Source organism: Streptomyces canus (assembly GCF_041435015.1).
In the GTDB taxonomy this organism is placed as follows: domain Bacteria; phylum Actinomycetota; class Actinomycetes; order Streptomycetales; family Streptomycetaceae; genus Streptomyces; species Streptomyces canus_G.
Genome location: NZ_CP107989.1, coordinates 4,824,981 through 4,849,834, shown reverse-complemented (window position 1 = coordinate 4,849,834; position 24,854 = coordinate 4,824,981). Strand labels below are relative to the sequence as shown.

23 protein-coding genes are annotated in these 24,854 nt (G+C 72.0%); 13 read left to right on the top strand and 10 right to left on the bottom strand.

Annotated features, from left to right (window positions below):
- Positions 1–186: 186 nt before the first annotated feature.
- The 7 genes from OG841_RS21945 (at position 187) to OG841_RS21915 (ending at position 7,804) form a co-directional block, all read left to right on the top strand.
- On the top strand, positions 187–1,110 hold the full coding sequence (locus OG841_RS21945) for an alpha/beta hydrolase (protein ID WP_328639947.1): 924 nt from the start codon (positions 187–189) through the stop codon (positions 1,108–1,110).
- A gap of 367 nt (positions 1,111–1,477) precedes the next feature.
- The gene (locus tag OG841_RS21940; protein ID WP_365121604.1) at positions 1,478–2,383 is read left to right on the top strand and encodes an alpha/beta hydrolase; all 906 of its coding nucleotides are present in this window, start codon (positions 1,478–1,480) and stop codon (positions 2,381–2,383) included.
- Positions 2,376–3,617 carry an acyltransferase family protein gene (locus OG841_RS21935; RefSeq protein ID WP_371566611.1) on the top strand — a complete coding sequence of 414 codons (1,242 nt, stop codon included), beginning with the start codon at positions 2,376–2,378 and terminating at the stop codon, positions 3,615–3,617. The genes OG841_RS21940 and OG841_RS21935 overlap by 8 nt, the downstream gene beginning before the upstream one ends.
- Before the next feature lie 10 nt (positions 3,618–3,627).
- Positions 3,628–4,980 carry a sensor histidine kinase gene (locus OG841_RS21930; protein ID WP_371566609.1) on the top strand — a complete coding sequence of 451 codons (1,353 nt, stop codon included), beginning with the start codon at positions 3,628–3,630 and terminating at the stop codon, positions 4,978–4,980.
- Entirely contained in the window at positions 4,977–5,660 is a 684-nt protein-coding gene (locus OG841_RS21925) for a response regulator (protein WP_371566607.1), read from the top strand. The genes OG841_RS21930 and OG841_RS21925 overlap by 4 nt, the downstream gene beginning before the upstream one ends.
- Before the next feature lie 99 nt (positions 5,661–5,759).
- Positions 5,760–7,142, top strand: a complete 1,383-nt coding sequence (locus OG841_RS21920; RefSeq protein ID WP_371566605.1) for a sensor histidine kinase — start codon at positions 5,760–5,762, stop codon at positions 7,140–7,142.
- Entirely contained in the window at positions 7,139–7,804 is a 666-nt protein-coding gene (locus OG841_RS21915; RefSeq protein ID WP_328639951.1) for a response regulator transcription factor, read from the top strand. Before OG841_RS21920 ends, OG841_RS21915 begins: the two co-directional genes overlap by 4 nt.
- 35 nt (positions 7,805–7,839) lie before the next feature.
- Here OG841_RS21915 and OG841_RS21910 read toward each other — a convergent pair whose 3' ends face one another.
- The 5 genes from OG841_RS21910 to OG841_RS21890 form a co-directional block, all read right to left on the bottom strand.
- Positions 7,840–8,910, bottom strand: a complete 1,071-nt coding sequence (locus OG841_RS21910) for a MerR family transcriptional regulator (protein ID WP_371566602.1) — start codon at positions 8,908–8,910, stop codon at positions 7,840–7,842.
- A gap of 101 nt (positions 8,911–9,011) precedes the next feature.
- Entirely contained in the window at positions 9,012–10,616 is a 1,605-nt protein-coding gene (locus OG841_RS21905) for a carboxylesterase/lipase family protein (RefSeq protein ID WP_371566599.1), read from the bottom strand.
- Between the two features lie 26 nt (positions 10,617–10,642).
- The gene (locus OG841_RS21900) at positions 10,643–11,281 is read right to left on the bottom strand and encodes a GOLPH3/VPS74 family protein (RefSeq protein WP_371566596.1); all 639 of its coding nucleotides are present in this window, start codon (positions 11,279–11,281) and stop codon (positions 10,643–10,645) included.
- 142 nt (positions 11,282–11,423) lie between these two features.
- The gene (locus OG841_RS21895) at positions 11,424–12,083 is read right to left on the bottom strand and encodes a response regulator (RefSeq protein ID WP_371566592.1); all 660 of its coding nucleotides are present in this window, start codon (positions 12,081–12,083) and stop codon (positions 11,424–11,426) included.
- Positions 12,080–13,246, bottom strand: a complete 1,167-nt coding sequence (locus OG841_RS21890; protein ID WP_371566589.1) for a sensor histidine kinase — start codon at positions 13,244–13,246, stop codon at positions 12,080–12,082. Before OG841_RS21890 ends, OG841_RS21895 begins: the two co-directional genes overlap by 4 nt.
- Before the next feature lie 128 nt (positions 13,247–13,374).
- Between OG841_RS21890 and OG841_RS21885 the strand changes: the two genes are divergently transcribed.
- Entirely contained in the window at positions 13,375–14,580 is a 1,206-nt protein-coding gene (locus OG841_RS21885; protein WP_328639956.1) for a cytochrome P450, read from the top strand.
- Positions 14,581–14,667: 87 nt separating this feature from the next.
- Positions 14,668–15,270: a Uma2 family endonuclease gene (locus OG841_RS21880; RefSeq protein WP_328643600.1), complete on the top strand. Its 603-nt coding sequence runs from the start codon at positions 14,668–14,670 to the stop codon at positions 15,268–15,270.
- 11 nt (positions 15,271–15,281) lie between these two features.
- Here OG841_RS21880 and OG841_RS21875 read toward each other — a convergent pair whose 3' ends face one another.
- The 3 genes from OG841_RS21875 to OG841_RS21865 are packed head-to-tail and all read right to left on the bottom strand — an operon-like array spanning position 15,282 to position 18,030.
- On the bottom strand, positions 15,282–15,536 hold the full coding sequence (locus tag OG841_RS21875; protein WP_328639957.1) for a hypothetical protein: 255 nt from the start codon (positions 15,534–15,536) through the stop codon (positions 15,282–15,284).
- Between the two features lie 32 nt (positions 15,537–15,568).
- Positions 15,569–17,137, bottom strand: coding sequence for an ABC transporter permease (locus OG841_RS21870; RefSeq protein ID WP_328639958.1), 1,569 nt, complete (start codon positions 17,135–17,137; stop codon positions 15,569–15,571).
- Complete coding sequence (locus OG841_RS21865; RefSeq protein ID WP_328639959.1) at positions 17,134–18,030, bottom strand: ABC transporter ATP-binding protein; 897 nt, start codon at positions 18,028–18,030, stop codon at positions 17,134–17,136. The genes OG841_RS21870 and OG841_RS21865 overlap by 4 nt, the downstream gene beginning before the upstream one ends.
- Before the next feature lie 74 nt (positions 18,031–18,104).
- Here OG841_RS21865 and OG841_RS21860 point away from each other — a divergent pair, with 74 nt between their 5' ends.
- Entirely contained in the window at positions 18,105–18,593 is a 489-nt protein-coding gene (locus OG841_RS21860) for a GbsR/MarR family transcriptional regulator (protein ID WP_328639960.1), read from the top strand.
- Here the strand turns inward: OG841_RS21860 and OG841_RS21855 are convergent.
- Positions 18,590–20,098: an APC family permease gene (locus tag OG841_RS21855; RefSeq protein ID WP_371566586.1), complete on the bottom strand. Its 1,509-nt coding sequence runs from the start codon at positions 20,096–20,098 to the stop codon at positions 18,590–18,592. The genes OG841_RS21860 and OG841_RS21855 overlap by 4 nt on opposite strands.
- A gap of 149 nt (positions 20,099–20,247) precedes the next feature.
- Here OG841_RS21855 and OG841_RS21850 point away from each other — a divergent pair, with 149 nt between their 5' ends.
- Both OG841_RS21850 and eutC read left to right on the top strand, forming a co-directional pair.
- Entirely contained in the window at positions 20,248–21,639 is a 1,392-nt protein-coding gene (locus OG841_RS21850) for an ethanolamine ammonia-lyase subunit EutB (RefSeq protein ID WP_328639962.1), read from the top strand.
- Positions 21,636–22,379: an ethanolamine ammonia-lyase subunit EutC gene (gene eutC / locus OG841_RS21845; RefSeq protein ID WP_328639963.1), complete on the top strand. Its 744-nt coding sequence runs from the start codon at positions 21,636–21,638 to the stop codon at positions 22,377–22,379. Before OG841_RS21850 ends, eutC begins: the two co-directional genes overlap by 4 nt.
- Positions 22,380–22,425: 46 nt before the next feature.
- On the opposite strand, the gene OG841_RS21840 is transcribed toward eutC, so the two are convergent.
- Positions 22,426–23,274 carry a diacylglycerol kinase family protein gene (locus tag OG841_RS21840; protein WP_328639964.1) on the bottom strand — a complete coding sequence of 283 codons (849 nt, stop codon included), beginning with the start codon at positions 23,272–23,274 and terminating at the stop codon, positions 22,426–22,428.
- A gap of 188 nt (positions 23,275–23,462) precedes the next feature.
- Here OG841_RS21840 and OG841_RS21835 point away from each other — a divergent pair, with 188 nt between their 5' ends.
- Positions 23,463–24,746, top strand: coding sequence for an adenylosuccinate synthase (locus OG841_RS21835; protein WP_328639965.1), 1,284 nt, complete (start codon positions 23,463–23,465; stop codon positions 24,744–24,746).
- The last annotated feature ends 108 nt before the right edge of the window (positions 24,747–24,854 follow it).

Genomic DNA, 24,854 nt, shown 5'->3' with positions numbered 1-24,854 from the left:
GGCCTTCGCCGCCGCTACCTCCCCGGCCGTATACGCGCGGTACGCCCTCCGGGACGGACGGTGCCCGGTTCGGCACGCGTGTCCGCGCACGTCATCGGCCTGATAGCGTCCCGGCCAACGGCCGGATTCTCCTCCAGGATGCTTTCACGGTCCGTCAGATTCGTTTCACCTGTGAGAGGTTGGAGCATGCCGGACGACGCCGCAGCCCGTGCCGCCGCAGAAGCCCGTGCCGCGGCCGAGGAGGAGTCGGCCTTCTCGCACGCGGCGGTCGACCCCGACGCCACCGCGGCCTACGGCGACGATCCCGACCAGGTGATCGACTTCTACGCCCCGCGCGAGGCGCCGTCTCCCGGGGCCGGCCTCGCGCCGCTGATCGTCCTCCTGCACGGCGGGGCGTGGCGGGCGCCGTACGACCGGCGCCATGTGACACCGTTCGCGGACTTCCTGGCGCGGCGGGGGTTCGCGGTGGCCAACGTGGAGTACCGGCGGGGTGGGGTGTCCGTTCCGGGCCAGGGCGCTGCCGCCGGGGCCGGTGACGTCGGCCCCGTCGCCGGGCGTTGGCCCGAGACCTTCGACGACGTGGCCGCCGCGATGGACGCGCTCCCCGCGCTCGCACGGGAGTTCCTGCCGCAGGCCGACCCGCGCCGGATGGTGGTCACCGGTCACTCCGCGGGCGGTCACCTCGCGCTGTGGGCCGCGGCCCGGCACCTCCTGCCGGCCGACGCCGTGTGGCGCATCGACCGCCCGGCTCCCCTGCGCGGGGTGGTCGCCCTTGCCCCGATCGCCGACTTCACGGTCGCCGAGAAGCTGGACGTGTGCGGCGGGGCCAGCCGTCAACTCCTGGGCGGAGAAGAAGAGTTCACCGTGCGCCTGCCGTACGCAGACCCCGCCCTGCTGCTCCCCACGGGTATCGCGACCACGCTCGTCCAGGGCCGCGCCGACACGGTCGTGCCGGAGGCGGTCGCCGAGGCGTACGCGGACGCGGCGGCCAAGGCGGGCGAGGTGGTGGGTCTGACACTGCTGGAGGACGTCGGCCACTTCCCCCTGATCGACCCGGCGGCGGACGCGTGCGCGGTGGTGGCGGAGGAGATCGCGCAGTTGGCGTGGTGACGTCGGTTTCCGGCGCCTGTCCGCCCCCTTCCGGCGCCTGTCCGCCACCTTCCGGCGCCTGTCCGCCACCTTCCGGCGCCTGTTCGGCCCCTTCCGGTGCGTGTCCACCCCCTCCCGGTGATACCCGTAATACCTGAGAGCTACGACCTCAAAGAGCTCCCTGGCGTGACGCGGACGACAGCCTCCGCTCCGTAACTTCCCTTCCAGACAAGCCCGATGGCCGGGCGGACGGGGAGGGGCGAGGACTGTGGGGAGCAGCTGGAGGGGTGGGCGCGAGGGACGCGGTGACGCACGGCGGCACAGGGGGGACGACCGGCGCTTCCACAGGTGGCGCCGAGCCCTCCTCGCCACCCTCATCACCGCGGCGGTGGTGGTCCCTCTCTCCGCAGCGGCCCGCCCCGAGATCCCGTCCCCGCCCCCCGCCACCCTCCCGAAGCCCACCGCCACCAACCTCGTCGAGATCTACGCCGCCAACAGCGCCAACGCCACCGAGGCCGCCCGCATGGCCGCAGCCCACGGCGACCACCATCGCGCCGCGATGGACAGGGAGTTGGCCGCCCCCACCCGCCACCTGCTCACCTTCGACGGCCGGGGCCCGGGAAGGGCGACAGAGGTCTTCGGCGACCTCGCCCGCGCCGACCACGTGGCCGTCCTGGTGCCCGGCTCCGACACCTCCCTGGACACCTACGGCCGCTTCCGGGCGACGGCGGCGGCCCTGCAGCGGCAACTCACCGGCCGCGCCCCCCACGGCACCCGGACCGCCGTGGTCGCCTGGCTCGGCTACCGCACCCCGGGCACGATCAGCACCACGGTCCTGACCACGGACTGGGCCGACGAAGCGGCCCCCCACCTGAGCGCGTTCATACGCCGACTCCAAGGCGTCGTCGGCCGCCCCACCACCGTCTCCCTCGTCTGCCACTCCTACGGCACGGTCGTCTGCGCCAGGGCCGCGAGTCACCTGGACATCGACGACCTGGCCCTGGTCGGCAGCCCCGGCACCGGCGCGGACACCGCCGCGGCCCTGCACACCCCCGCCCGGATCTGGGCTGCCAGGGGCACGGACGACTGGGTCGGCGAGGTCCCCCATGTGAGGACCGACCTCTTCGGCGTCACCGTCGGCTTCGGCACCGACCCGGTCTCCCCGGCCTTCGGCGCCCACGTCTTCGCGGCCGGCGAGGGCGGCCACAGCGACTACTTCAGCCCGGGCTCGGTCTCCCTGACCAACCTCGCCCGGATCGTCCTCGGAGACACCACGGAGGTGACCCGTGCCTGAGACCCACCGCACCCGGGGCGGCGTACGCGACGGCATACGCCACGGCGCGGACGGCATACGCCGGGCGGCCGACCGGATCGACGCGGCGACACCCTCCGAGCGGGACCGTGCCGTCGACGCCCTGCGCGCCTTCGCGATCCTCGGTGTCGTCCTCGGCCACTGGCTGGTGACGGCCCTGGTCGCCGACGGCGGCGCCCTGCACACCGCGAGCCCGTTGCAGCACATGCCCTGGCTGGCCCCGATCTCCTGGGCCTTCCAGACCCTGGCCGTGTTCTTCCTGGTGGGCGGCCATGTGGCGACACGCGGCTACACCTCGGCACGCGCCCGCGGGACGACGTACGGACAGTGGCTGACGAGCCGTCTGTCGCGGCTCTTCAAGCCGGTGGCCGTCGTCCTCGCCCTGTGGACGGTGGCGGCGACGGCCCTGCTGCTGACGGGAGCTGAGTTCGAGACGGTCCGCACGCTGGTCAAGCTCGCCCTGTCCCCGATGTGGTTCCTCCTGGTCTTCAGCGCTCTGACGGCGGCGACCCCGCTGCTGCTGCGGCTCCACCCGCTGTGGCCGCTGGCCGTCGTCCTGCACGTGGACATCGTGCGCTTCGGGCTCGGCGGCCCGGACTGGCTCGGCTGGGTGAACCTGGCGGCCGGCTGGCTGGTGCCGTACACCCTGGGCGCGGCCTGGACGCGGGGCGAGCTGGAGGGACGGCGCGCGGGATGGTTCCTGCTCGGGGGTGGTGCGGTGGTGACCGCGGTGCTCGTCAGGTGGGCCGGGTATCCGGCGTCGATGGTCGGGGTGCCGGGCGCCTCCCTCTCCAACCTGAACCCGCCGACGCTGGCCGCCGTCACCTTCGGACTGGCCCAGTGCGGCCTCGCCCTGCTGCTGCGCGACCGGCTGCGCCGGGGTATGCGACGTCCTCCGGTCTGGGCGGCGGTGGCGCTCGTCAACCTCTCCGCGATGACGATCTTCCTGTGGCATCAGACGGCGCTGATGGCCACCACGGCCACCGGCCTCGCCGCGGGCCGGCTGCCCGGCCTGCACACCGTCCCCGACGGACTGGGCTGGGTGGCGGCCCGGCTGGCCTGGCTCCCGGTCTTCGTCCTCGCCCTGGCGGTGTGTTGGTCGGCCTTCCGGTCCTTCGAGCAGGGGCCGCGCAGGGTCGGCGGCCGTCCGTCACGGGTGATCCGTGTCCACCGCCGTACGGAGCCTGTTGCAGTGAAGGAGGCGCGTCGTGCCTAGGGTGGTCGGCGTGACGGAGACGGGGAGCCGGCAGCTGGTGGTCGGCAGCGTACGGCGCTGGCTGCATGTGCTGCGCGAGGACCTGTGCACGCTGCGGGTCGAGCCGCTGCCCCCGTCGGTGTGGCTGCGGTGGCTGCCGCACGGTGTGCTGTGCATGGTTGCCGTCGGAGTCACGGTCGGCGCAGTGGCGCAGCTCATGGACAACGGCGGGGTGGGCAGTTCCCTTGCCTTCGCGATCGGTCTCGCACAGGGTGCCGCCGTCGTGTTCGCGCTGTGGCGGCCGGTCCCGGCGTGGTGGCTCTCGACCGTGGCCATGGTGGTCGGTGCCATTGAGGTCCGCCGCCAGCTGCTGGCCGGCGGCGCGCACGACTTCACCTGGCCCTGGAGCTCCGCAGGACTCATCGGGCACATGGCCGTGCTGTTGCTCCTCGCCCTGCGGGTGCCTATGCGCGTGGCCGTCGAGGCGCTGGCGGTGACCCTGCTTCTCACGTATCTCATCGAGGGTGTGCTGGGTGCTGCCGACTTCCAGCCCACCGGGGTGCTCGCAGTCATCCTGTTCACCGTGGTGGTGGTGCTGGGTACCGCCCTGCGCGGCCGCCGAGAGGCCAGCAAGGCGCTCGTCGAGCAGACCACCCTCACCGCGGAGGAGCGGGCCCGCCGCACCCTCCTGGAGGAGCGCAGCCGTATCGCGCGCGAACTGCACGACGTCGTCGCCCACCACATGTCCGTCATCTCGATCCAGGCCCAGGTCGCCCCGCACCTCGTCGAGAACCCGTCCGTAGAGCTCCGGGAGAATCTCGACGGCATCCGGCAGAACGCGCTGGAGGCGCTGACCGAGCTGCGCCGGGTCCTGGGCGTGCTGCGGGCCGAGCACCCCGAGACGCCGGAGCGGCCCGCCGACCCCGCCACCGGCACCGCGCCGCACGCCCCGCAACCCACCCTCGACCGGCTCGACGCGCTGGTGGAGAACACCCGGGCGGCCGGAACGGCCGTCGAGGTCGACGTGCGAGGTGCCCGGCGGCCGCTGCCGCCCGGCGTGGACCTGTCGGCGTACCGGATCGTGCAGGAGGCGCTGAGCAACGTCCTGCGCCACGCGCCCGGCGCGACCGCCTCCGTAGCCCTCGTCCACTACGTGCACGGGGTGGACGTGCGGATCGTCAACTCACGGCCCACCCGCAGCGTGCCGTCCTCCCCGGGCGCGGGGCACGGCCTGCTCGGCATGCGGGAGCGGGCCGCGATGCTCGGCGGCACCCTGCGTGCCGGCCCCCGACCCGACGGCGGGTACGAGGTGGCCGCGTATCTTCCGACGGCACCCCCGGGCGCGCCCGACCAGCTCACCGACCCGAAGGACGACACCGCATGACGAGCGGCACGAGCGGCAGCATCCGCGTACTCATCGCCGACGACCAGCAGATGGTCCGGCAGGGCTTCAGCGTGCTGCTGGGCGCCCAGCCCGGCATCGAGGTGATCGGGCAGGCCGTCGACGGGCTGGACGCCGTCGCCAAGGTCGCCGAACTCGTCCCGGACGTCGTCCTGATGGACATCCGGATGCCCGAGCTGGGCGGCATCGAGGCCACCCGCCGCATCACGGGCGAGCGCCCGGAGATCAGGGTCCTGGTGCTGACCACCTTCGACCTCGACGAGTACGTCTACGAGGCGCTGCGGGCCGGCGCGTCCGGGTTCCTGCTGAAGGACGCCTCCGCGGAGCAGCTTGCCGAGGCCGTGCGGGTGGTGGCGGCCGGGGACGCGCTGCTCGCGCCCGGCATCACCCGGCGGCTGCTCGCCGAGTTCTCCCGCCTCGACAACCGGCCCCGCTCCCCGCTCAAGAGCCGGGTCGGCGAGCTGACCGAGCGGGAGACGGAGGTCCTCGCCCTGATCGCGCAGGGCCTGTCGAACGCGGAGATCGCCGAGCGGCTGGTCGTGGCCGAGCAGACGGTGAAGACCCACGTGGGCCGCATCCTGGTGAAGCTGGGCCTCAGGGACCGTACGCAGGCGGCGGTGTTCGCGTACGAGTCGGGGCTGGTGCGACCGTCGGGCTACTGATCAGCGGCCCTCCGGTACCCGTAGTACCTGAGAGGGATGCCGAAGGACCCGTCTCGTTGGTGACGACGGTGACCGCCGCCCGCGCCTACCTTTTTGACTGTGACCGAGACGACCGAGACATACATGACACCCCCGCACGGCGACAGCGGCGAGTTCGACGCGTACCAGCCCCGCAGCCCGGAGTTCAGGGCCGCCGTGGACGCCCTGCGTGGCCTGCGGCACGACTTGATCAGCGATGCCTTCGCCTATCGCCCGCTGCCCCCGATGCGCGTCGACAGGGGGCTCTCCCGCAGGTTGCCCGGCCGAGCGCGGGAGTACGCGGCCTGGACACCGCACGTGCTGATCACCGCGGCCGGCCTGCTCGCGATGCTCATCGGCTCGGCCAACAGTGACACCGGCGAGGTCACCAGTCTCTTCGTCGGCGTGCTCGCCCTGGCTCCGGTCCTGCTGACCATGGTGCGGCCGGTCCTGGCCTTCTGGGTCTCGATGGGCGCGACCGCGGCCACCTACGCGGTGGCTTTCACCGCCTGGGACGAGTGGCCCTGGCTGGAGGGCAGCTTCGCCTGCCACCTCGTGGTGCTCACGCTGGTGGCCATACGCACCAGGCCGCGCACAGCGGCGTGGATGTGGCTGCTGACCGGGGTCTACGGCCTGATGTGGGAGGGAGCCTTCAGCGGCGGACACTACAACAGCTCCGACACGGTGCAGCTGCTGTTCGTCTCCGCCCTGTCCCTGCTCGCCGTCAGCGTCTGGCACATACGCCGTGACGCCCAGGAGACGGTGACCGCCCAGCAGACGGTGACCGCGCACGAGCGCTCCCGCCGCACGCTCCTGGAGGAGCGCACGACGATCGCCCGCGAGCTGCACGACGTGGTCGCCCACCACATGTCGGTCGTCGCCATCCAGGCGGAGGCCGCGCCCTACCGGGTGGAGAACCCGCCCCCGGAGCTGGAGAAGGCGTTCGCCACCATCCGGGAGAACGCGGTGGCGGCCCTCACCGAACTGCGCCGGGTCCTGGGCGTGGTCCGCGCCGAGGACTACGAGGCACCGGACGCCCCGCAGCCCACCCTCGCCGACCTGGACGGCCTCCTCGACAATGTGCGAGGAGCGGGTCTGAGCGTCGACAAGGCGGTCACCGGGGCGGTGCGCGAACTCCCGCAGGGCGTCGAGCTGTCGGCGTACCGGATCGTGCAGGAGGCACTGAGCAACACCCTGCGGCACGCCCCGGGGGCGAGCGCACGGGTCGAGATCGGATACGTTCTGGGCGGCCTGGGCCTGCGCATAGTCAACGGCCCGCGGCCCGAGCTGTCACTGCTGAATCCCTCGCCCGGAGCGGGCCACGGCATCACCGGCATGCGGGAGCGAGTCTCCATGCTGAACGGCGAGATGACGGCGGGTGCCACGGACGAGGGAGGGTACGAGGTGGCGGTGTTCCTCCCGGTGCCGCTGCCGGTGCCGCTCAGGGACGAGGGTGAGGCATGACGATCAGGGTCCTGGTCGCGGACGACCAGATGATGGTCCGCGAGGGATTCTCGGTGCTGCTGAACGCGATGCCGGACATCGAGGTGGTCGGTGAGGCCGTCAACGGCCGCGAGGCGGTGGACCGGGTCCGTGAACTCACCCCCGACGTGGTCCTGATGGACATCCGGATGCCGGAGCTCAACGGCATCGAGGCGACCAGGGAGATCGTCGCGGCCGACGGCACCGCGAAGGTCCTGGTCCTGACGACCTTCGACCTCGACGAGTACGTGTACCAGGCCCTGCGCGCGGGAGCCTCGGGCTTCCTCCTCAAGGACGCGTCGGCCCGTCAACTCGCGGAGGGAGTGAGGGTGGTGGCCTCTGGCGAGGCGCTTCTGGCCCCCTCGGTCACCAGGCGGCTGATCACGGAGTTCTCCAAACTCTCCGAGTCCCCGAGACTCATGGCCTCGGCCCACACGGCCTACGGCGACCTCACCGACCGCGAGACGGAGGTACTGATCCTCATCGCCCACGGCCTGTCCAACCAGGAGATGGCCGAGCGTCTGTTGGTGGCCGAGTCGACGATCAAGACCCATGTCAGCCGCATCCTGGTGAAGCTGGGACTGCGGGACCGTACCCAGGCGGCGGTGTTCGCGTACGAGGCGCGGCTGGTGACGCCGGGATAGGGGGTGTGCGGTCCTCTTGGCGACGAGGCGTGGCGTCAGTCCTCCAGGCGGACCGGCATCAGGATCGAGAAGCTGCCCTCGTCGTCCGGGCGGCGGATCGCGATCGGCGCCGTGGGGGCGGTGAGCTCCAGGACCAGCCGGTCCCGGGCTCCGGCGGCCAGCGCGTCCAGCAGGAACTCACGGTTGACTGCGACGCGGTCCGGGTCGTCGGCGTCACCGTCGGCGCAGAGGACCACCGTGCCGTCATCCGTCACCCTGAGCACGCTGAGGTCATGCGTTCCGGTCTCGTCGCGGCGGACAGGACCCGTTTCCAGGGCCTCCCGGAAGTCCGCGACCTCGACGAGGGCGCGGCGGTCACCGGCCTGGGGGAGGAGACGACGGTAGTCGGGGAAGTCGTGGTCGAGGCACTGGCCGGCAGCCTGCCTGTCCCCGGCCTCCAGTGTCACGCGGTCCCCGTCGAGGGAGAGCCGCACGGATCCCTCGCCGTGCGCCAGCGCGCGCATCGCGTCGGCGAGCGGGGTGGGGACGATGACCTGCACCCGGCTCTCGTCGTGCCCGTCGACGGCAGTCCTCGCGACGGCCAGGCGGTACCGGTCGGTGGCCACGACATGGAGGTTCTCGCCCTCGATGTCGAACAGGATCCCGCCGAGCATCGGCAGTTCCGGGTCGGTGCTCGCCGCGAAACGGACGGTGTCCAGCGCGGCCGCCAGCTCGGGCGCCGCGATGGTCAGTCGGACGGCGGCGACACGGAGCGAAGTCATGAGGTTCTCCCGTTGATCGAGTAGGGCTCGGAGTGCGGAGAACTCGCTGCGGGCGTCGGACAGTCCCAGTTCCAGGCGGCGCAGGTGCGCCGTGAGCAGTTTCCGGACCAGATCGGTGTCCGTGCCGGACCAACTGGCCAGCACCAGCCGGATGTCCGCCAGCGGCATCCCGGCCCGGCGCACGCGGGCCAGCAGCCGGGCCTCTTCGAGTTGCCCGGGCGCGTACCAGCGATAACCGCTCACCGGATCCACCCAGGCCGGCACGAGCACACCGGCACGGTCGTAGAACCGCAGGGCGCTCACGCCCAGTCCGCTGTCGCGAGCCATCTCGCCAATACTGCGCATGTCGTTCTCCACGCCCTGAACTCTGGGCCCTGCACAAGGTCGAGGGTCAACCAGGCTCCCCGCGCTCCGCACCGGCTTCACCGGCCGGCCGCGCTCGCCGTTCAGGGCAGGGCGTTCCAGAAGGCGCAGTGGTGGCGGGTGGCGGTGGTGCGGGTCGGGCCGGTGCGGTCCGGGGTCAGGGACTGCACGCTCCGACGCTGCCAGGGTGGGGCGGCGGGGGCGTCGGGGGTGCCGGTGCGGGCGAAGTGGGTCCAGTAGTCGATCATGGTGGTGGCCAGGCGCCGCTGGGCCGGGGTCAACGTGCGGGGGCGGCCGCCGAGGTCGTACAGGTAGGGGAGTTCGGCGGCGTGGGGTGCTCCCAGGGGGAACGGCGGGGTGCCGGGGGTGAGCGGCGGGGCGTGTTCGTCCGCGAACTCGTAGCGCCAGACGGGTACGCGGGTGCTGAGCAGGTCGCCGGTGCGCAGGGTGGGGCAGGCGAAGTCGGCGTCGCCGATGACCGCGCCGAACACCGGGCCGCCGTCCGGCCCCGTCACCGGGTACTCGTGGACGATCGCCCTTGCGCGGGCCGGGTCGGGGAAGAAGGCGGCCACGACATCGGGCCAGGTCTCGGGGGTGACCGGGTTGCCGGCCTGCACGATGCCGGCGGCCCAGCCGTTGCCCTCGTCGTGGTTGCTGCCGATGAGTACGGGCACGTGGTGGACGCGGCCGGTGGCGAGGGCGGCCGCTGGGTCGCGGGGCAGCAACGGAGTGGCGTAGGCGGGCTGTTGGTCGAGTTCCTGGGCGGCCAGCAGGCGGGAGACCTTCACCTCGCGCAGACAGGCCATGGTGTCCCGGGCGGAGGAGCAGCCGACCTCGGCCGCGAACCGCGCGCCGGTCTCACGCGCCGCGGGCAGCGCGGCGGCGAAGGGGGCGAACGGCCGGTCGGGCCGTCCGGTGCACGGACCGCTCTGGATGATCGCGCGTTCGAAGAGCCCCGCGGCGGCGGGCGAGGCGAGCTGGGCGCAGACGCTGTAGCCGCCGGCCGACTCGCCGGCCAGCGTCACGTGGCGCGGGTCGCCGCCGAAGGCACCGATGCCGGCCCTGACCCAGCGAAGCGCCGCCTGCTGGTCGGCCAGGCCGAAGGTGCCGGAACCCGGGAGGCCGGCCCGGGCGAGGAAACCCAGGGCGCCGAGGCGGTAGTTGACCGTGACGACCACGACATCGCCACGGGTGGCCATGCGGTGTGCGTCGTAGGAGCTGCCCGCGCCGGTGGTGAAGCCGCCGCCGTGCAGCCAGACGATCACCGGCCGTGGGTGCCGCGGGGCGGTGCCGGCCGGCGTGGTGACGTTCAGGTACAGGCAGTCCTCGTCGGTGCTGCCGCCGGGTACCTCGCCCGCCGGCTGCGGGCAGGCGCTCGCGGGCCGGGTGGCGTCCCGTGTCCCCGCCCAGGGCCGCGCGGGGCGGGGTGGTGCCCAGCGAAGCCGGCCGACCGGGGGTGCCGCGTAGGGGATGCCCTCGAAGGTGTCGTAGCCGTCGTGGGCGGTGCCTCGCAGCACGCCGTCGTGCGTGCGTACCGTCGTGCCGACAGCGGGCGTCGCGCGGTCCGTCCGCTGTGCCGACGCCGGCGTGGACGTCGGCGTCGGCAGCGCGGGCCGGCCCGTGGCGAGCACGGCGGTCAGGGTGGCCAGTGTGCAGGCCAGGGTGGTCAGGACACGGTGCATGCTCATGGGACTCCCCGTTCGCGCGGACGCGGTCAGCCGCCGCCCATCCCGCCCTGGGCTGCGATCATGGTCGTGTTCAGACCTCGAACGGCCTTCTCCAGGCCGGGCGCGAGGACGCCGAGGCGGCTCGTGCAGGCGTCGACGCGCTCCCGCAGCGCTCGGGCCTCCCGCCGCGAGAGGACCGAACGGATCTTGCCGGCCGTGGCCAGCGCCGACAGGGCGGTGTCGGCGGCGGGGATCTCCTGGACGGGTGCGTCGCCGTGCAGCACGGCCGACACGCGGTCGTGCACCGCCCGGAGCGCGGCCGGGTCCGACACGGTCACGCGCCGGCCGCCCCGGCCGGTCCGGGACGCCTGGAGGCTGACGAGGCCCAGCGCGGCCAGCCGGTCCTCTACGGCTGTCAGGGTCCGCCGGCGACGCCGCCGGACCAGCCGCTTCCAGCCCTGCCCGCGGGCCTCGCGCAGCACGCCGTCCAGCACGGGATCCCCCGTCGATCCCGTCCCGGTCACCGTGACGCCGCCATCACCGGACTCCACCAGACGCCCGCGCAGCGCGAGCTCGGTCAGGACGGCCGCCCGGACGAGCAGCCCGGCCCGGGAGCGGTCGTACGGACCCATGGCCGCCTCGTCGTAGGCGAGCAGGTACATGCGGTGGTGGAGCGCCTCGGTCATACCGTCGACGCTACGGCCGGGCGTCCCGCCGCTGATCGGCCTCAGGAACGGATCCGCTCTGGGAGCGCAGGAGGAGCGACGCGGCCTCTCCTCCCTAAGGACGACCTCGAAGAGGACTTCGAAGAGGACTTCGAAGAGGACATCAGGTGCCTCGCGGCCGGACGAGGCCGTGATCGTACGCGGCGACCACCGCCTGCACCCGGTCCCGCAGGCCCAGCTTGCGCAGCACCGCGGTGAGGTGGTTCTTGACGGTGGCCTCCGACAGGCCCAGCCGGGCGGCGATCTCGGCGTTCGACAGCGCCTGCCCGATCAGGGTGAGCACCTCCCGCTCCCGGCCGGACAGACTCTCCAGGCCCGGCGGCGGCTCCAGGTCGGGCGCGGTGCGCAGGAACCGGTCCAGGACCCGGCGGGTCACCGAGGGGGCCAGCAGCGCGTCCCCGCGGGCCGTGAGGCGGATCGCGTCCACGAGTTCGGCGGGCCGGATGTCCTTCAGCAGGAACCCGCTGGCCCCGGCACGCAGGGCCGCCACCACGTGCGCGTCCAGGTCCCAGGTGGTCAGCACGAGCACGCGGGCCGCACTGCCGTCGGCGACGATCCGACGGGTCGCCTCGATGCCGTCCAGGACGGGCATCCGTACGTCCATCAGCACCACGTCCGGCCGGGCTTCCCGCGTCAGCCGCACGGCCTCCCGGCCGTCGGACGCCTCGCCGACCACCTCCAGGTCGTCCCGGGCGTCGATGATCATCCGGAAGCCGGTACGCACCAGGGCCTGGTCGTCGGCCACCACCACGCGAAGGGTCATGACGCGTACTCCGTCGGCAGCTCCGCCTCCACCACGAACCCGCCCCCGGGCGCGGGCCCGGCGCGCAGGCTCCCGCCGAGCATCCGGACCCGTTCCCGCATGCCCACCAGACCGCGCCCCGCGCCCGCCCCGGCGGATCGACCCGACGGCATACGGCCGTTGTCGGCCACGGTGATCCGGATCCGCTCCCCGTCGGCCGTCACCGTCAGGCGCACCTCGTCGGCGCCGCCGGCGTGCCGCAAGGTGTTGGTCAGGGACTCCTGGACGATCCGGTACGCGGCCAGGTCGACCGCCGCCGGCAGGCCGTCCGGAACGCCCTCCCGGTGGAGGCACACCGTCACGCCCGCCGCGCGCACGGCCTCGGCCAGTTCGTCCAGCCGGGCCAGACCCGGCCGCGGGGTCCGCTCCTCCGCGTCCGGATCCCCGGCCTCGGGCCGGAACGCCCGCAGCAGCAGCCGCAGTTCGTCCAGTGCCGACCGCCCGGCGCTCTCGATCGCCCGCAGGGACTGACGGGCCTGCTCGGGGCGAGCGGTGAAGACGTCGTCGGCGGCGCCCGCCTGAATCACCATCACCGACAGCGTGTGGGCCACCACGTCGTGCACCTCCCGTGCGATCCGCGCGCGTTCCTCCGCCACCGCCCGCCGCGTCTCCGCCGCGGCCCGGGCCCGCTGCGCCCTGCGCCACTGTCCCGCGGTCCACGCCAGGAGCACGGCGGGCAGGAACGCCGACACGACGCCCGGTCCGCCGACGACGAATGCGAGCGGAGCCAGAACGCACATCCCCGCCAGCGCCGTCACCGACACCCGCCTCGGCCGTGCGGCCGACAGCACGCACAGGGCGACCTGCGCCGCCAGCAGTGCCCCTGTCAACGTCACCGCGGGAAACAGCGCCCACACCACCACACCCGTGACCACGCCCGTGCCCAGCACGGCCACCGGGTGGCGCAGCACCCACCGCAGGGCGCAGACCTGCACGACCACCAGAACCAGAGCCACGGCCAGGCGCCCGCCCGTTCCGGCGCCGACGGCGATCAGCGACGTGCCCAGCACTCCGAGTACCAGGACGGCCGACCCGCCCCAGAGCGCCCGAGCCGTCCGCGCCGACGGGACACCCCTCGTCTCGCCCTCGGACACCTCGCCCGGCCACGCCGTATCCCGACTCACAACCGGACCCTACCCAGCGGCCGGCCCTGCTCCCCGCGCCGCCGGTCCCCGGGAGGGTGTCGGCCCGCCACCGGAGCGGACAGCGTCACCCCTGGTCAGAAGGCCGCCTCCCGGGCTAGCGTCCCCGCATGGCAGCCTTCGATCCCTGGGACCCGGCGTTTCTCGCCGACCCCTACCCCGCCTACGCCGAGCTCCGCGCCCACGGCCGTGTGCAGTACTACGAGCCCACGAACCAGTGGCTCGTCCCGCACCACGCGGACGTCTCCGCGCTGCTCAGGGACCGCAGGCTCGGGCGGACGTATCAGCACCGGTTCACGCACGAGGACTTCGGGCGAACCGCGCCGCCCGCCGCGCACGAGCCGTTCCACACGCTCAACGACCACGGGATGCTCGACCTGGAGCCGCCGGACCACACCCGGATCCGGCGCCTGGTGTCGAAGGCGTTCACCCCGCGCACGGTCGAGCAGCTGAGGCCGTATGTGACCAAGCTGGCCGGTGAGCTGGTGGACCGGCTCGTCGCGGAGGGCGGCGGTGATCTGCTCACCGATGTCGCCGAGCCGCTGCCCGTCGCCGTGATCGCCGAGATGCTGGGGATCCCCGAGTCGGACCGGGCTCCGCTGCGGCCCTGGTCGGCGGACATCTGCGGAATGTACGAGCTGAACCCGCCGGAGGATGTGGCGGCGCGGGCGGTACGGGCGTCGGTCGAGTTCTCCGACTACCTCCGCGACCTGATCGCCGAGCGCCGCAAGGAGCCAGGGGACGACCTGATCTCGGGGCTCATCGCCGCCCACGACGAGGGCGACCGGCTCACCGAGCAGGAGATGATCTCCACCTGCGTCCTGCTCCTCAACGCGGGCCACGAGGCCACCGTGAACGCCACGGTCAACGGCTGGTGGGCGCTGTTCCGCAACCCTGACCAGCTCGCCGAACTGCGCGCGGACCACTCCCTCGTCCCCCGGGCCGTCGAGGAGCTCATGCGCTACGACACCCCGCTCCAGCTCTTCGAACGCTGGGTCCTGGACGAGATCGAGGTCGACGGGACCACCATCCCGCGCGGCGCCGAGATCGCCCTGCTCTTCGGCTCCGCCAACCACGACCCGGCCACTTTTCCGACCCCCGAGCGCCTCGACCTCACCCGCACCGACAACCCGCACATCTCCTTCAGCGCCGGTATCCACTACTGCATCGGCGCACCCCTGGCCCGTATCGAACTGGCCGCCTCCATGACGGCCGTACTGGAGAAGGCCCCGACGCTGACCCTGACGGCGGAGCCGCAGAGGAAGCCGAACTTCGTGATCCGGGGGTTGGAGGGGCTGAGCGTCGAGGTGATGTGATCACTCGATCGGCTGATCACCGGGTGATCAGGCACGCCCTTCGTCTGAGGCTCGCCACACTGGCCACAGCCTGAGAGGGGGTGCACCATCACCGTTATGGCAGAGCGCACAGTGCAGACGCCCCAGATGTCGGTGGAGGAGTTCGAGAGGATTGCCGCTTTCGCGGCCAAGGAGACCGACGACGCCGTCAGGTTGGAGTTCATCAACGGGCGGATCGGGGTCAAGAAGGTGGCCGATGGTGACCACAACAGCGTCATCGTGTGGCTGGGCAAGCGCTGCATGCGTGCGAGGCCCGATCTGGACCTGTACCAGGGGCAGGGTCTGAGGGTCGAGAAGTACCGCGAGGGCCGGGCCCGTCCCGACGCGGTGCTGGTGCCCGAGGATCACTTCGCCGGACACGGTGAGTGGGCCGACCCGAGCGGTGTGCTCCTGGTGCTCGAGGTCACGTCGTACGACTCCGACACCGACCGGCGTCACCGCCAGGAGAAGCCCGTCGCGTACGGGGCGGCGGGTATCCCGTTCTACCTGTTGATCGACCGCAACGCCTGCACGGTAAAGCTGTACAGCGACCCGGATCCGGGTGTCGGCTACCGCGACAGCCGCACTGTGCCTTTCGGCGTGCAGCTCCTGCTCCCCCAGCCCCTCGACATCGAACTCGACACCGAGAAACTCAAGCAGTACGTCGATTGACCCCCAGTCGCTCAGCGCGCATTCCGTCGCCGTTCCCGCAGCCGGGCCGACACAGTGAGGGCGAGTAGGGGCAGGAACGCTCCCCCGAGGATCACGAGGGGCAGCTCCGTCAGCAGGACCGTGAGGTCCATGCCCTCGTTCTCGAAGCCGCCGCCCAGGTGGCGCTGGGTGCGGGGCATCGACAGCCACAGCAGCGGGGCCGCTGTCGCCCCCGCCGCCGACAGCGCACAGCCCCCGCAGGTCAATCCGTCCCCATGCCGTTTCATGTCTGAAGGGACGAGCGTTCCCGGCCCGTGGTTCAGGTCGTCATGTCCCGGCGCCGCAACCCCGCCAAGCCCCCCGTTACCAGGACCGCCGCAACAACGAGCAGCACCAGCACCGGCCCCCACTCCATCTCTCCTCCCGGCAGCTTCGGCAGGTGGCCGAAGGGGGAGAGGTCCAGGACGGTCTGCGGGACGTCCAACGCCGGGCCGACCCAGCCGATCAGGAGCACCGCCCCGGCGACTCCCCAGGCCAGGGGAGCGACGCGCGGGGCCAGGCCGTACAGCAGGACCGTCAGGCCGCCGACCACCCACACCGCGGCCACCTGCACCAGGCACGCGCCCAGGACGGGGCCGACCTCCTTGCCGTAGCCCACGGCGAAGCCGAGACCCGCGAGCAGCATGATGAGCGCGGAGCCTCCGAAGGCGATCACCAGGTGGCCCGAGGCCCACCGCAGGCGGCCCACCGCGTTCGCCAGCACCGGTTCCGCCCGCATCGACGTCTCCTCGCCGTGCAGCCGCAGCACCGACGCGACGACGTACAGCGTGGCCACCAGCCCCAGCATCCCGGTCATCGAGGCGAGGAAGGCATCCGTGATCCCGGACTGTCCGCCCATCCGCTCGAAGATCTCGCGGGCCTTCTCGTTGTCGCCCACCAGGTCGGCCACGCCGTCCGTCAGACCGCCGTAGACCACCCCGGCCAGGAAGAAGCCGACCGACCAGCCGAGCACGGCGCCCCGCTGCAGCCGCCAGGCCAGCCCGCCCGACGTGCCCAGGCGGCCGACAGGAGGTCCCGGGCGCGTCGGCACGAAGCTCATGCCCACGTCCCTGCGTCCCGCGAGGACGTAGGCCAGCGCACCCTGGGCCGCGATCGCCGCCGCGAACAGCAGCAGCACCCACCAGCGTTCACCCGCGAAGGGGCGCAACTGCGACAGCCACCCGAGCGGCGACAGCCAGGTCAGGACGGACGACCCGTCGGTGGACGCCGAGTCCCCCGACGCCCTGAGCACGAAGGCCAGGCCCAGTACTGCCGCCGTCAGGCCCCGCGCCAGCCGGGCGCTCTCCGTCAGTTGCGCGACGATCGCCGCCGTCGTGGCGAAGAGCATGCCCACGGCGGCGAGCCCCAGGCCGAACGCCAGCGCGCCCACCACTCCCTGGCCCGCCAGACCCGCCGTCACCAGCAGGGCCGGCACACCGCTCGCCACCGCCGCCGCCAGCAGCGCGGCCGTCAGTGAGGCGCGGCGGCCCACCACACCGGAGGCGATCAACTCCTGCCGGCCGGACTCCTCCTCGTCACGGGTGTGGCGTACGACGACCAGGAGACCGGTGACGGCGGCGAGCGCCCCCGCGTAGACGCCGACGCGCCAGGCGGTGAGGGCGCCGAGGGAGTCGTCGAAGACGGGGCCGATCAGCGCGCGGAAGGAGGAGTTGGTGGCCACCTGGTGCAGCAGGTCGGCGCGCTCGGCCTCGGTGCCGTACAGGCCCCTGAGGGTGTTCGGCATCGACAGGACCATCAGGGTGTTCACCGCCACCCACGCCGGGATCATCAGCCGGTCGCGGCGCAGGTTGAAGCGGAGCAGGACGCCCGTGCCCACCAGGGAGGTCATGACGTGGCCTCCTCGTCCTGGTAGTGCCGCAGGAACAGTTCCTCCAGCGTCGGCGGCGTCGAGGTCAGCGAGCGCACTCCGGACTCGCTCAACTGCCTCAGCACCGCGTCGAGTTGCTCCGTGTCCACCTGCAGCCGGACCCGATGGCCCTGGACGTCGAGGTCGTGGACGCCCGGCAGCTGTGCCAACCCGTTGGGGGCGCCCGCGAGTTCGGCCGTGACGCTGGTGCGGGTCAGGTGGCGCAGGTCGGCGAGGGAGCCCGTCTCGACCGTGCGGCCGCGCCGGATGATGCTCACCCGGTCGCACAACTCCTCTACCTCGCTGAGGATGTGGGACGACAGCAGGACCGTGCGGCCGCGGTCCCGCTCCTCCTCGACACAGCGCTGGAAGACCTCCTCCATCAGCGGATCCAGGCCCGAGGTCGGCTCGTCCAGTATCAGCAGGTCCACGTCCGAGGCGAACGCGGCGACCAGGGCGACCTTCTGGCGGTTGCCTTTCGAGTAGGTGCGGCCCTTCTTGGTGGGGTCCAGCTCGAAGCGTTCGATCAGGTCGGCTCGCCTCTTGGCGTCGAGACCTCCGCGCAGACGGCCGTAGAGGTCGATGACCTCACCGCCGGAGAGGTTGCGCCACAGCGTCACGTCCCCCGGGACGTAGGCGATCCGGCGGTGCACCTCGACCGCGTCGGCCCACGGGTCGCGGCCGAGCACCTGCGCGGCGCCGGAGTCGGCGCGCAGCAGGCCGAGCAGGATGCGGATGGTGGTGGACTTGCCGGAGCCGTTGGGGCCGAGGAAGCCGTGCACCTCGCCGGTCTCGACGTCCAGGTCGAGGCCGTCGAGGGCGTGGGTCTTCCCGAACGACTTGTGGAGCCCGGAGACCGTGATTGCCTTCGTCATGCTTCAGAACGTACGCTTCCTTCAGAATTTTGTGAAGTTAAGGAAGCGTATGAAGCCCCGTTAGGGTGGTGACCATGACGGATGCGGTGGAGCGGGACCCGGAGGCGGTCTCACGGTTCGTGGAGCGCTTCGCGGCGCAGCTCGTCGAGGCGGGGCTGTCGCGTATGCCGGCCCGGGTCTTCTCGGCGCTGCTCGCGTCCGACAGCGGAGCCCTGACCTCCGCCGAACTGGGCCAGCGACTCCAGGTCAGCCCAGCGGCCGTGTCCGGGGCGGTGCGCTACCTGGCGCAGGTGCACATGCTGTCGCGCGAGCGGGAGCCCGGCTCGCGGCGGGAGCGGTACCGGGTCCACTCCGACCAGTGGTACCAGGCGCTCACCAACCGCGAGGCGATCATCAAACGCTGGGAGGACGCCCTGCGCGAGGGGGTGGCCAGCCTGGGCGCCGAGACTCCGGCGGGACACAGGCTGGCCGAGACCCTCGCGTTCTTCGAGTTCATCGAGAAGGACGTCGCCCAGATGATGGAGCGGTGGACGGCCCACCGCGCCAAGCTCTTCGGCACCTAGCGTTCCTTGGTCTCCTCCAGCACCGTCCGCCCCAGCAGCAGATACCGCTCGGGCGACCGCCGCTTCAGGTACTGCGCGTACCCGATGCCGAGCGCCGCGACGGCCGCCACCAGCCACGGCGTGGCCTTCAGCACCAGCGAACCGGACTCCGTGCCGGCCGCCGCGCCCATGTTGGAGACCAGCAGGACGACCACGGCGAGCATGGCGATGCCGCCGACCAGCGGGGCCGTGAGGGTCCGGAACCAGTGCCGGCTCTCCGGGTGGTGCGTGCGGAAGTACGCCAGCACCGCGAAGGAGCACACGGCCTGCACGATCAGGATCGCCATGGTGCCGAGGATGGCGAGCAGGACGTACGTGCCGCTGTACGGGTCCTTGCCGGCCGCCCAGAACGCCAGCAGGAGTACGGCGGTCACGACCGTCTGCACCAGGCCCGCGACGTGCGGAGAGCCGTGCCGGGGGTGGGTGCGGCCGACCGTGTGCTTCAGCGAGGGCAGGACGCCCTCGCGGCCCAGCGCGTACATGTAGCGTGCGGCGCAGTTGTGGAAGGCCATGCCGCAGGCCAGCGAGCCGGTGATCATCAGCCACTGCATGACGTCGACCGCCCAGTGGCCGACGTACTGCTCGGTCGGGCCGAAGAAGAGCTGCAGCGGGTTGGCGGTGGCGACCTCGACGGCCTTGGACTCGCCGGTGCCCGAGATGGCCATCCAGGAGACGAAGACGTAGAAGACGCCGACGCCCAGGACGGAGATCATCGTCGCCTTGGGGATGATCTTCTTCGGGTTGCGGGACTCCTCGCCGTACATCGCCGTCGACTCGAAACCGACCCACGACCAGAAGGCGAAGAAGAGGCCGAGACCGGCGGACGTGCCCTTGAAGGCGTTGACCGGGTTGACGGGGTCGAGGCTGAAGCCGTTCGGGCCGCCGCCGTGGATGGCGACCGAGACCGCCATCGCGGCGAGGATCGTCACCTCGGTGGCCAGGAGGACGACGAGGAGCTTCTCGGCGACCGAGACACCGAACCAGGTGCCCATCGCGTTGACCGCGAGCATCAGGACCGCGAACGCCCACCAGGGGATGTGCACCCCGGTCTGGTCCTTCAGCGTCCCCGTCGCGAACGTCGAGAAGATGCCGATGAGCGCCGGTTCGAAGACGACGTACGCGAAGGTGGCGAGCAGTCCCGAGGCGAGGCCCGCCGTGCGGCCCAGGCCGTAGGAGATGAAGCCGTAGAAGGCGCCGGTCGAGGTGATGTGCTTCGCCATCGAGGTGAAGCCGACCGAAAAGATTGCCAGGACGACCATTGCGACGAGATAGCTCGCGGGCGCGCCGATGCCGTTGCCCGCCGACACCATGAAGGGCACGTTGCCCGTCATCGCGGTGATCGGCGCGGCGGTCGCCACGGCCATGAAGACCACGCCGAGCAGGCCGATGGCGTTGGGCTTCAGCCGGTGAACCGTGCCTTCCTCGTCCGTCCCGGCCGCCGGGGCGACTCCCTCGTCCACTGCCATCGGGTGGCCCCTCTCCTTGTCCGTCCACTACGTGCCGAACCGGAACTCTGTAGCCCGAATAAGTCGAGCAAGGGTCTCGGGGCGTTAAATGTTTGTCAACCAGACCTTTAGAAATCTGGCGGCAACACGCGGCTCGTAGCGTCGTCGGCATGAGCTACACGTCCGTTCTCGGCGGTCGACACCACCGCTTCGACACCCTCGCCCGTCTGCTCGCCGCCGCGAGTCCCGAACGTTCCGGCGACCGGCTCGCGGGACTCGCTGCCGCGTCCGAACAGGAGCGGGTGGCCGCGCGCTGGGCGCTGGCGGACGTGCCGCTCGCGGAGTTCCTGGCCGAGCCGCTGATCCCGTACGAGACGGACGACGTGACACGGCTGATCCTCGACACGCACGACACGGCCGCCTTCGCGCCGGTGGCGGGGCTGACGGTGGGCGAGTTCCGGGAGTGGCTGCTGTCTCCCGGAGCCGACGCGGGGGCGCTGGCCGCCCTCGCGCCCGGCCTCACGCCCGAGATGGTCGCCGCGGTCTCCAAGCTGATGGGCAACGCGGACCTGGTCGCGGTGGCCCGCAAGGTGCGCGTGGTCACCGCGTTCCGCTCGACGATCGGGCTGCCGGGACGGCTGGCGACCCGGCTCCAGCCCAACCATCCCACCGACGATCCGGCGGGCGTGGCGGCGGCCCTCCTCGACGGACTGCTGCTGGGCTCCGGCGACGCGGTGATCGGCATCAACCCGGCGACCGACAGCCCCAAGGCGGTACGGGACCTGCTGGAACTGCTCGACGGGGTGATCCAGAGGTACGCGATCCCCACCCAGTCCTGTGTGCTGTGCCATGTCACGACGAGCGTGGACCTGATGTCCCGGGGCGCCCCGGTGGACCTGGTCTTCCAGTCGATCGCGGGGACGCAGACGGCGAACGCGTCCTTCGGGGTGACGCTGGGGCTGCTCGACGACGCGTACGAGGCCGCCCTGGCCCTGGAGCGGGGCACGGTCGGCCACAACGTCATGTACTTCGAGACCGGGCAGGGCAGCGCTCTGTCGGCGGGCGCGCACCACGGGGTGGACCAGCAGACGGTGGAGGCCCGGGCGTACGCGGTGGCGCGGCGCTACGACCCGCTGCTCGTGAACACCGTCGTCGGCTTCATCGGCCCGGAGTACCTCTACGACGGCCGGCAGATCCTGCGCGCCGCCCTGGAGGACCACTTCTGCGGCAAACTCCTCGGCCTGCCCATGGGGCTGGACATCTGCTACACCAACCACGCCGACGCGGACGACGACGACATCGCCACGATGCTCACGATGCTCGGCGTGGCCGGCGCGTCCTTCGTGATCTGCACCCCGGGCGGCGACGACATCATGCTCAACTACCAGTCCGCCTCGTACCACGACGCGTTGTACCTCCGGGAGGTCCTGGGGCTGCGCCCGGCACCGGAGTTCGAGAGCTGGCTCGACTCGATCGGGCTGCTGGACGAGAAGGGCGGGATCCGCGAGACGACCGGAGCGGCCCACCCGCTGACTGCCATCGGGAAGGAGCTGGCGGCGTGAGTGAAGTGGCCGTACAGACGAGCGAGTTGTGGTCGTCGCTGCGGCAGCGCACCCAGGCCCGCATCGGCCTCGGCCGCGCCGGCTCCGCGCTCCCCACCCGGCACCGCCTGGAACTGCAGGCGGCGCACGCGGCCGCCCGGGACGCCGTGCACTCGCCGTTCGAGCCCGACGTGATCGCGGCGGGGCTGGCCGGGACGCCGACGGTACGGGTGCGCAGCTCGGCTCCGGACCGGCTCACCTACCTCCAGCGACCGGACCTGGGCCGCCGCCTCGACCCCCTGGACCGGGCCCATCTGCCCGCGGGGGAGTGGGACGCGGTCTTCGTGGTCGCCGACGGGCTGTCCAGCCGGGCGGTGCACGAGCACGCGGCGGCGGTGGTGCGGGAGACGGCGGCCCGCCTCGAGGACTGGCGCCTCGCTCCCGTCGTCCTGGCCGAACAGGCCCGCGTGGCCCTCGGCGACGACGTCGCGCAGGCGATGGGCGCCGCGATGGTCGTCGTCCTGGTCGGTGAACGGCCCGGTATGTCGGCGGCGGACTCCCTGGGCGCGTATCTGACGTACCGGCCGACCCCGGGAGTGACGACGGACGCCGACCGCAACTGCCTGTCCAACATCCGCCCACCGCTGGGCCTGTCGTACACGGGGGCGGCGGAAAAGCTGGCGGGCCTGATGACCAGGGCCAGGGAGCTGGGCCTGACCGGGGTGGCCCTGAAGGACGAGACGGACGCACTGCCGGGGTAGCCCCGACCAGGACGGGGGGCACATGGTGGCTTCCCCTGGCTCCCCCTCACCGCCCCGGCAACACCAGCCCCAACGCCCCCTCCCGCACCGTCCATGTCCGTCTCCGTACCGGTCCCGCCACCCCCGCGTCCGCCCGGTAGCGGAAATCCGCCCCGGTGACGGTCACCGTCCTGCCGGTGGCCAGCAGTGGGGACGCCTCCGCGCCCACCGACAGCGGGCGTACCTCCACGGAGGCCAGGCCGTTGCCGGAGCCGGGGGTCACCGAGACCGCCTCCAGGGGCTGGTCCAGGTCCACCAGCGTGACCCCGTCGACCTCCACCCGCAGCCGCGAGGGCCCCGGAAGGGCAGGCGCGGTCTCCCGGGCGGGACGGGCCGGCACCAGGGTCCGTACGAGCGACTGACAGGTCCGCAGCCAGGGCCGCGCGCCCTCCACGGGCTCCTCCCGGGCGACCAGCGCGGGTATCCGCAGCGCGCCGAGGACCACCCCGTCGCTGTCGTCCACCAGCATGTCCAGCCGCCGCTCGGCCCCGTCCAGGACCGCCCGTGCGGCCGCCACTGCCCCCGTCGGCACCCCGAGGGCATGGGCGACGCCCAGGACCGACCCCACCGGCACCACCGACAGCGCACATTCGGCCAGCTCCCGCTGCCGGTGCAGCAGCACCACCGCCCGCATCAGCGCACGGTCGTCGCCGACGACCACCGGCCGCCGCGAGCCGCGCCGCGCCAGCGCCCGGGCGAACTCCTCGGGCCCGTCCGGCAGACACACCTTCGTCGCCGCACCCGCGCTGAGCACGTCTTTCACGATCCGTACGGACTCGCCGTCCGTCTGCCGGGCGACCGGGTCGATCACCACCAGCAGGTGATCAAAAGTCGCGGAAGTCGCCACCTCGGCCATGCCTCGCTTCCTCGGGTAGCATCTTTGTGCAAGAGCCCCTTGCGCTATTGCGCCAGGGGCTTCGTCTATTCCGGGGCATCCGGGTTCGACGGGCAGCGGCCGACGACGGCCGTGGTGCACGCGACGGAGGAACCGTACGCGTACGCCCCCGACCTTGGACATGCCCCGCCCGGAAGGGGTGTACGCGCGTGCCCGCACTTGTGCTGCTCGGTGCTCAGTGGGGTGACGAAGGCAAGGGAAAGGCAACCGACCTGCTCGGTGGCTCGGTGGACTATGTGGTGCGCTACCAGGGCGGCAACAACGCCGGCCACACGGTAGTCGTGGGCGATCAGAAGTACGCCCTCCACCTCCTCCCTTCCGGAATCCTGTCTCCGGGGTGCACCCCGGTCATCGGCAACGGTGTCGTCGTCGATCCGTCGGTCCTGTTCTCCGAGCTGAACGGACTGAACGACCGCGGCGTCGACACCTCCAAGCTCCTGATCAGCGGCAACGCCCACATCATCACGCCCTACAACGTCACCGTCGACAAGGTGACGGAACGCTTCCTCGGAAAGCGCAAGATCGGCACGACGGGGCGCGGCATCGGACCGACCTACGCCGACAAGATCAATCGCGTGGGCATCCGCATCCAGGACCTGTACGACGAGTCGATCCTGACCCAGAAGGTCGAGGCGGCCCTCGACGGCAAGAACCAGCTCCTGACCAAGGTCTTCAACCGCCGCGCCATAGAGGTCGGGCAGGTCGTCGAGGAGCTGCTGGGCTACGCGGACCGGCTCAAGCCCTACGTCGCCGACACGGTCCTGGTGCTCAACCAGGCCCTGGAGCAGGACAAGGTCGTCCTGTTCGAGGGTGGCCAGGGCACGCTCCTGGACATCGACCACGGCACGTACCCCTTCGTCACCTCCAGCAACCCCACCGCGGGCGGTGCCTGCACGGGTGCGGGCGTCGGCCCCACGAAGATCAGCCGGGTCATCGGCATCCTCAAGGCGTACACGACCCGGGTCGGCTCGGGCCCGTTCCCGACCGAGCTGTTCGACGAGGACGGCGACGCGCTGCGCCGCATCGGCGGTGAGCGGGGTGTCACCACCGGCCGTGACCGTCGCTGCGGTTGGTTCGACGCGGTGATCGCCCGGTACGCGACCCGCGTCAACGGCCTCACCGACTTCTTCCTCACCAAGCTCGACGTCCTCACCGGCTGGGAGCAGATCCCGGTCTGTGTCGCGTACGAGATCGACGGCCGCCGCGTCGAGGAGCTCCCGTACTCCCAGACCGACTTCCACCACGCGAAGCCGGTCTACGAGTACCTCCCGGGCTGGAGCGAGGACATCACCAAGGCGAAGTCCTTCTCCGACCTGCCGAAGAACGCCCAGGACTACGTGAAGGCGCTGGAGGAGATGTCCGGCGCCCCGATCTCCGCGATCGGCGTGGGCCCGGGCCGGGACGAGACGATCGAGGTCAACTCGTTCCTGTAAATCCCTTTTGCTCGAAGGCTGTTGGGCCGGTCATGGACTTCCTTGACCGGCCCATGGCTTGCTCCTGGTTCCGTGGGCAACCGGCGGGACGGGACTATCTACGCGGGT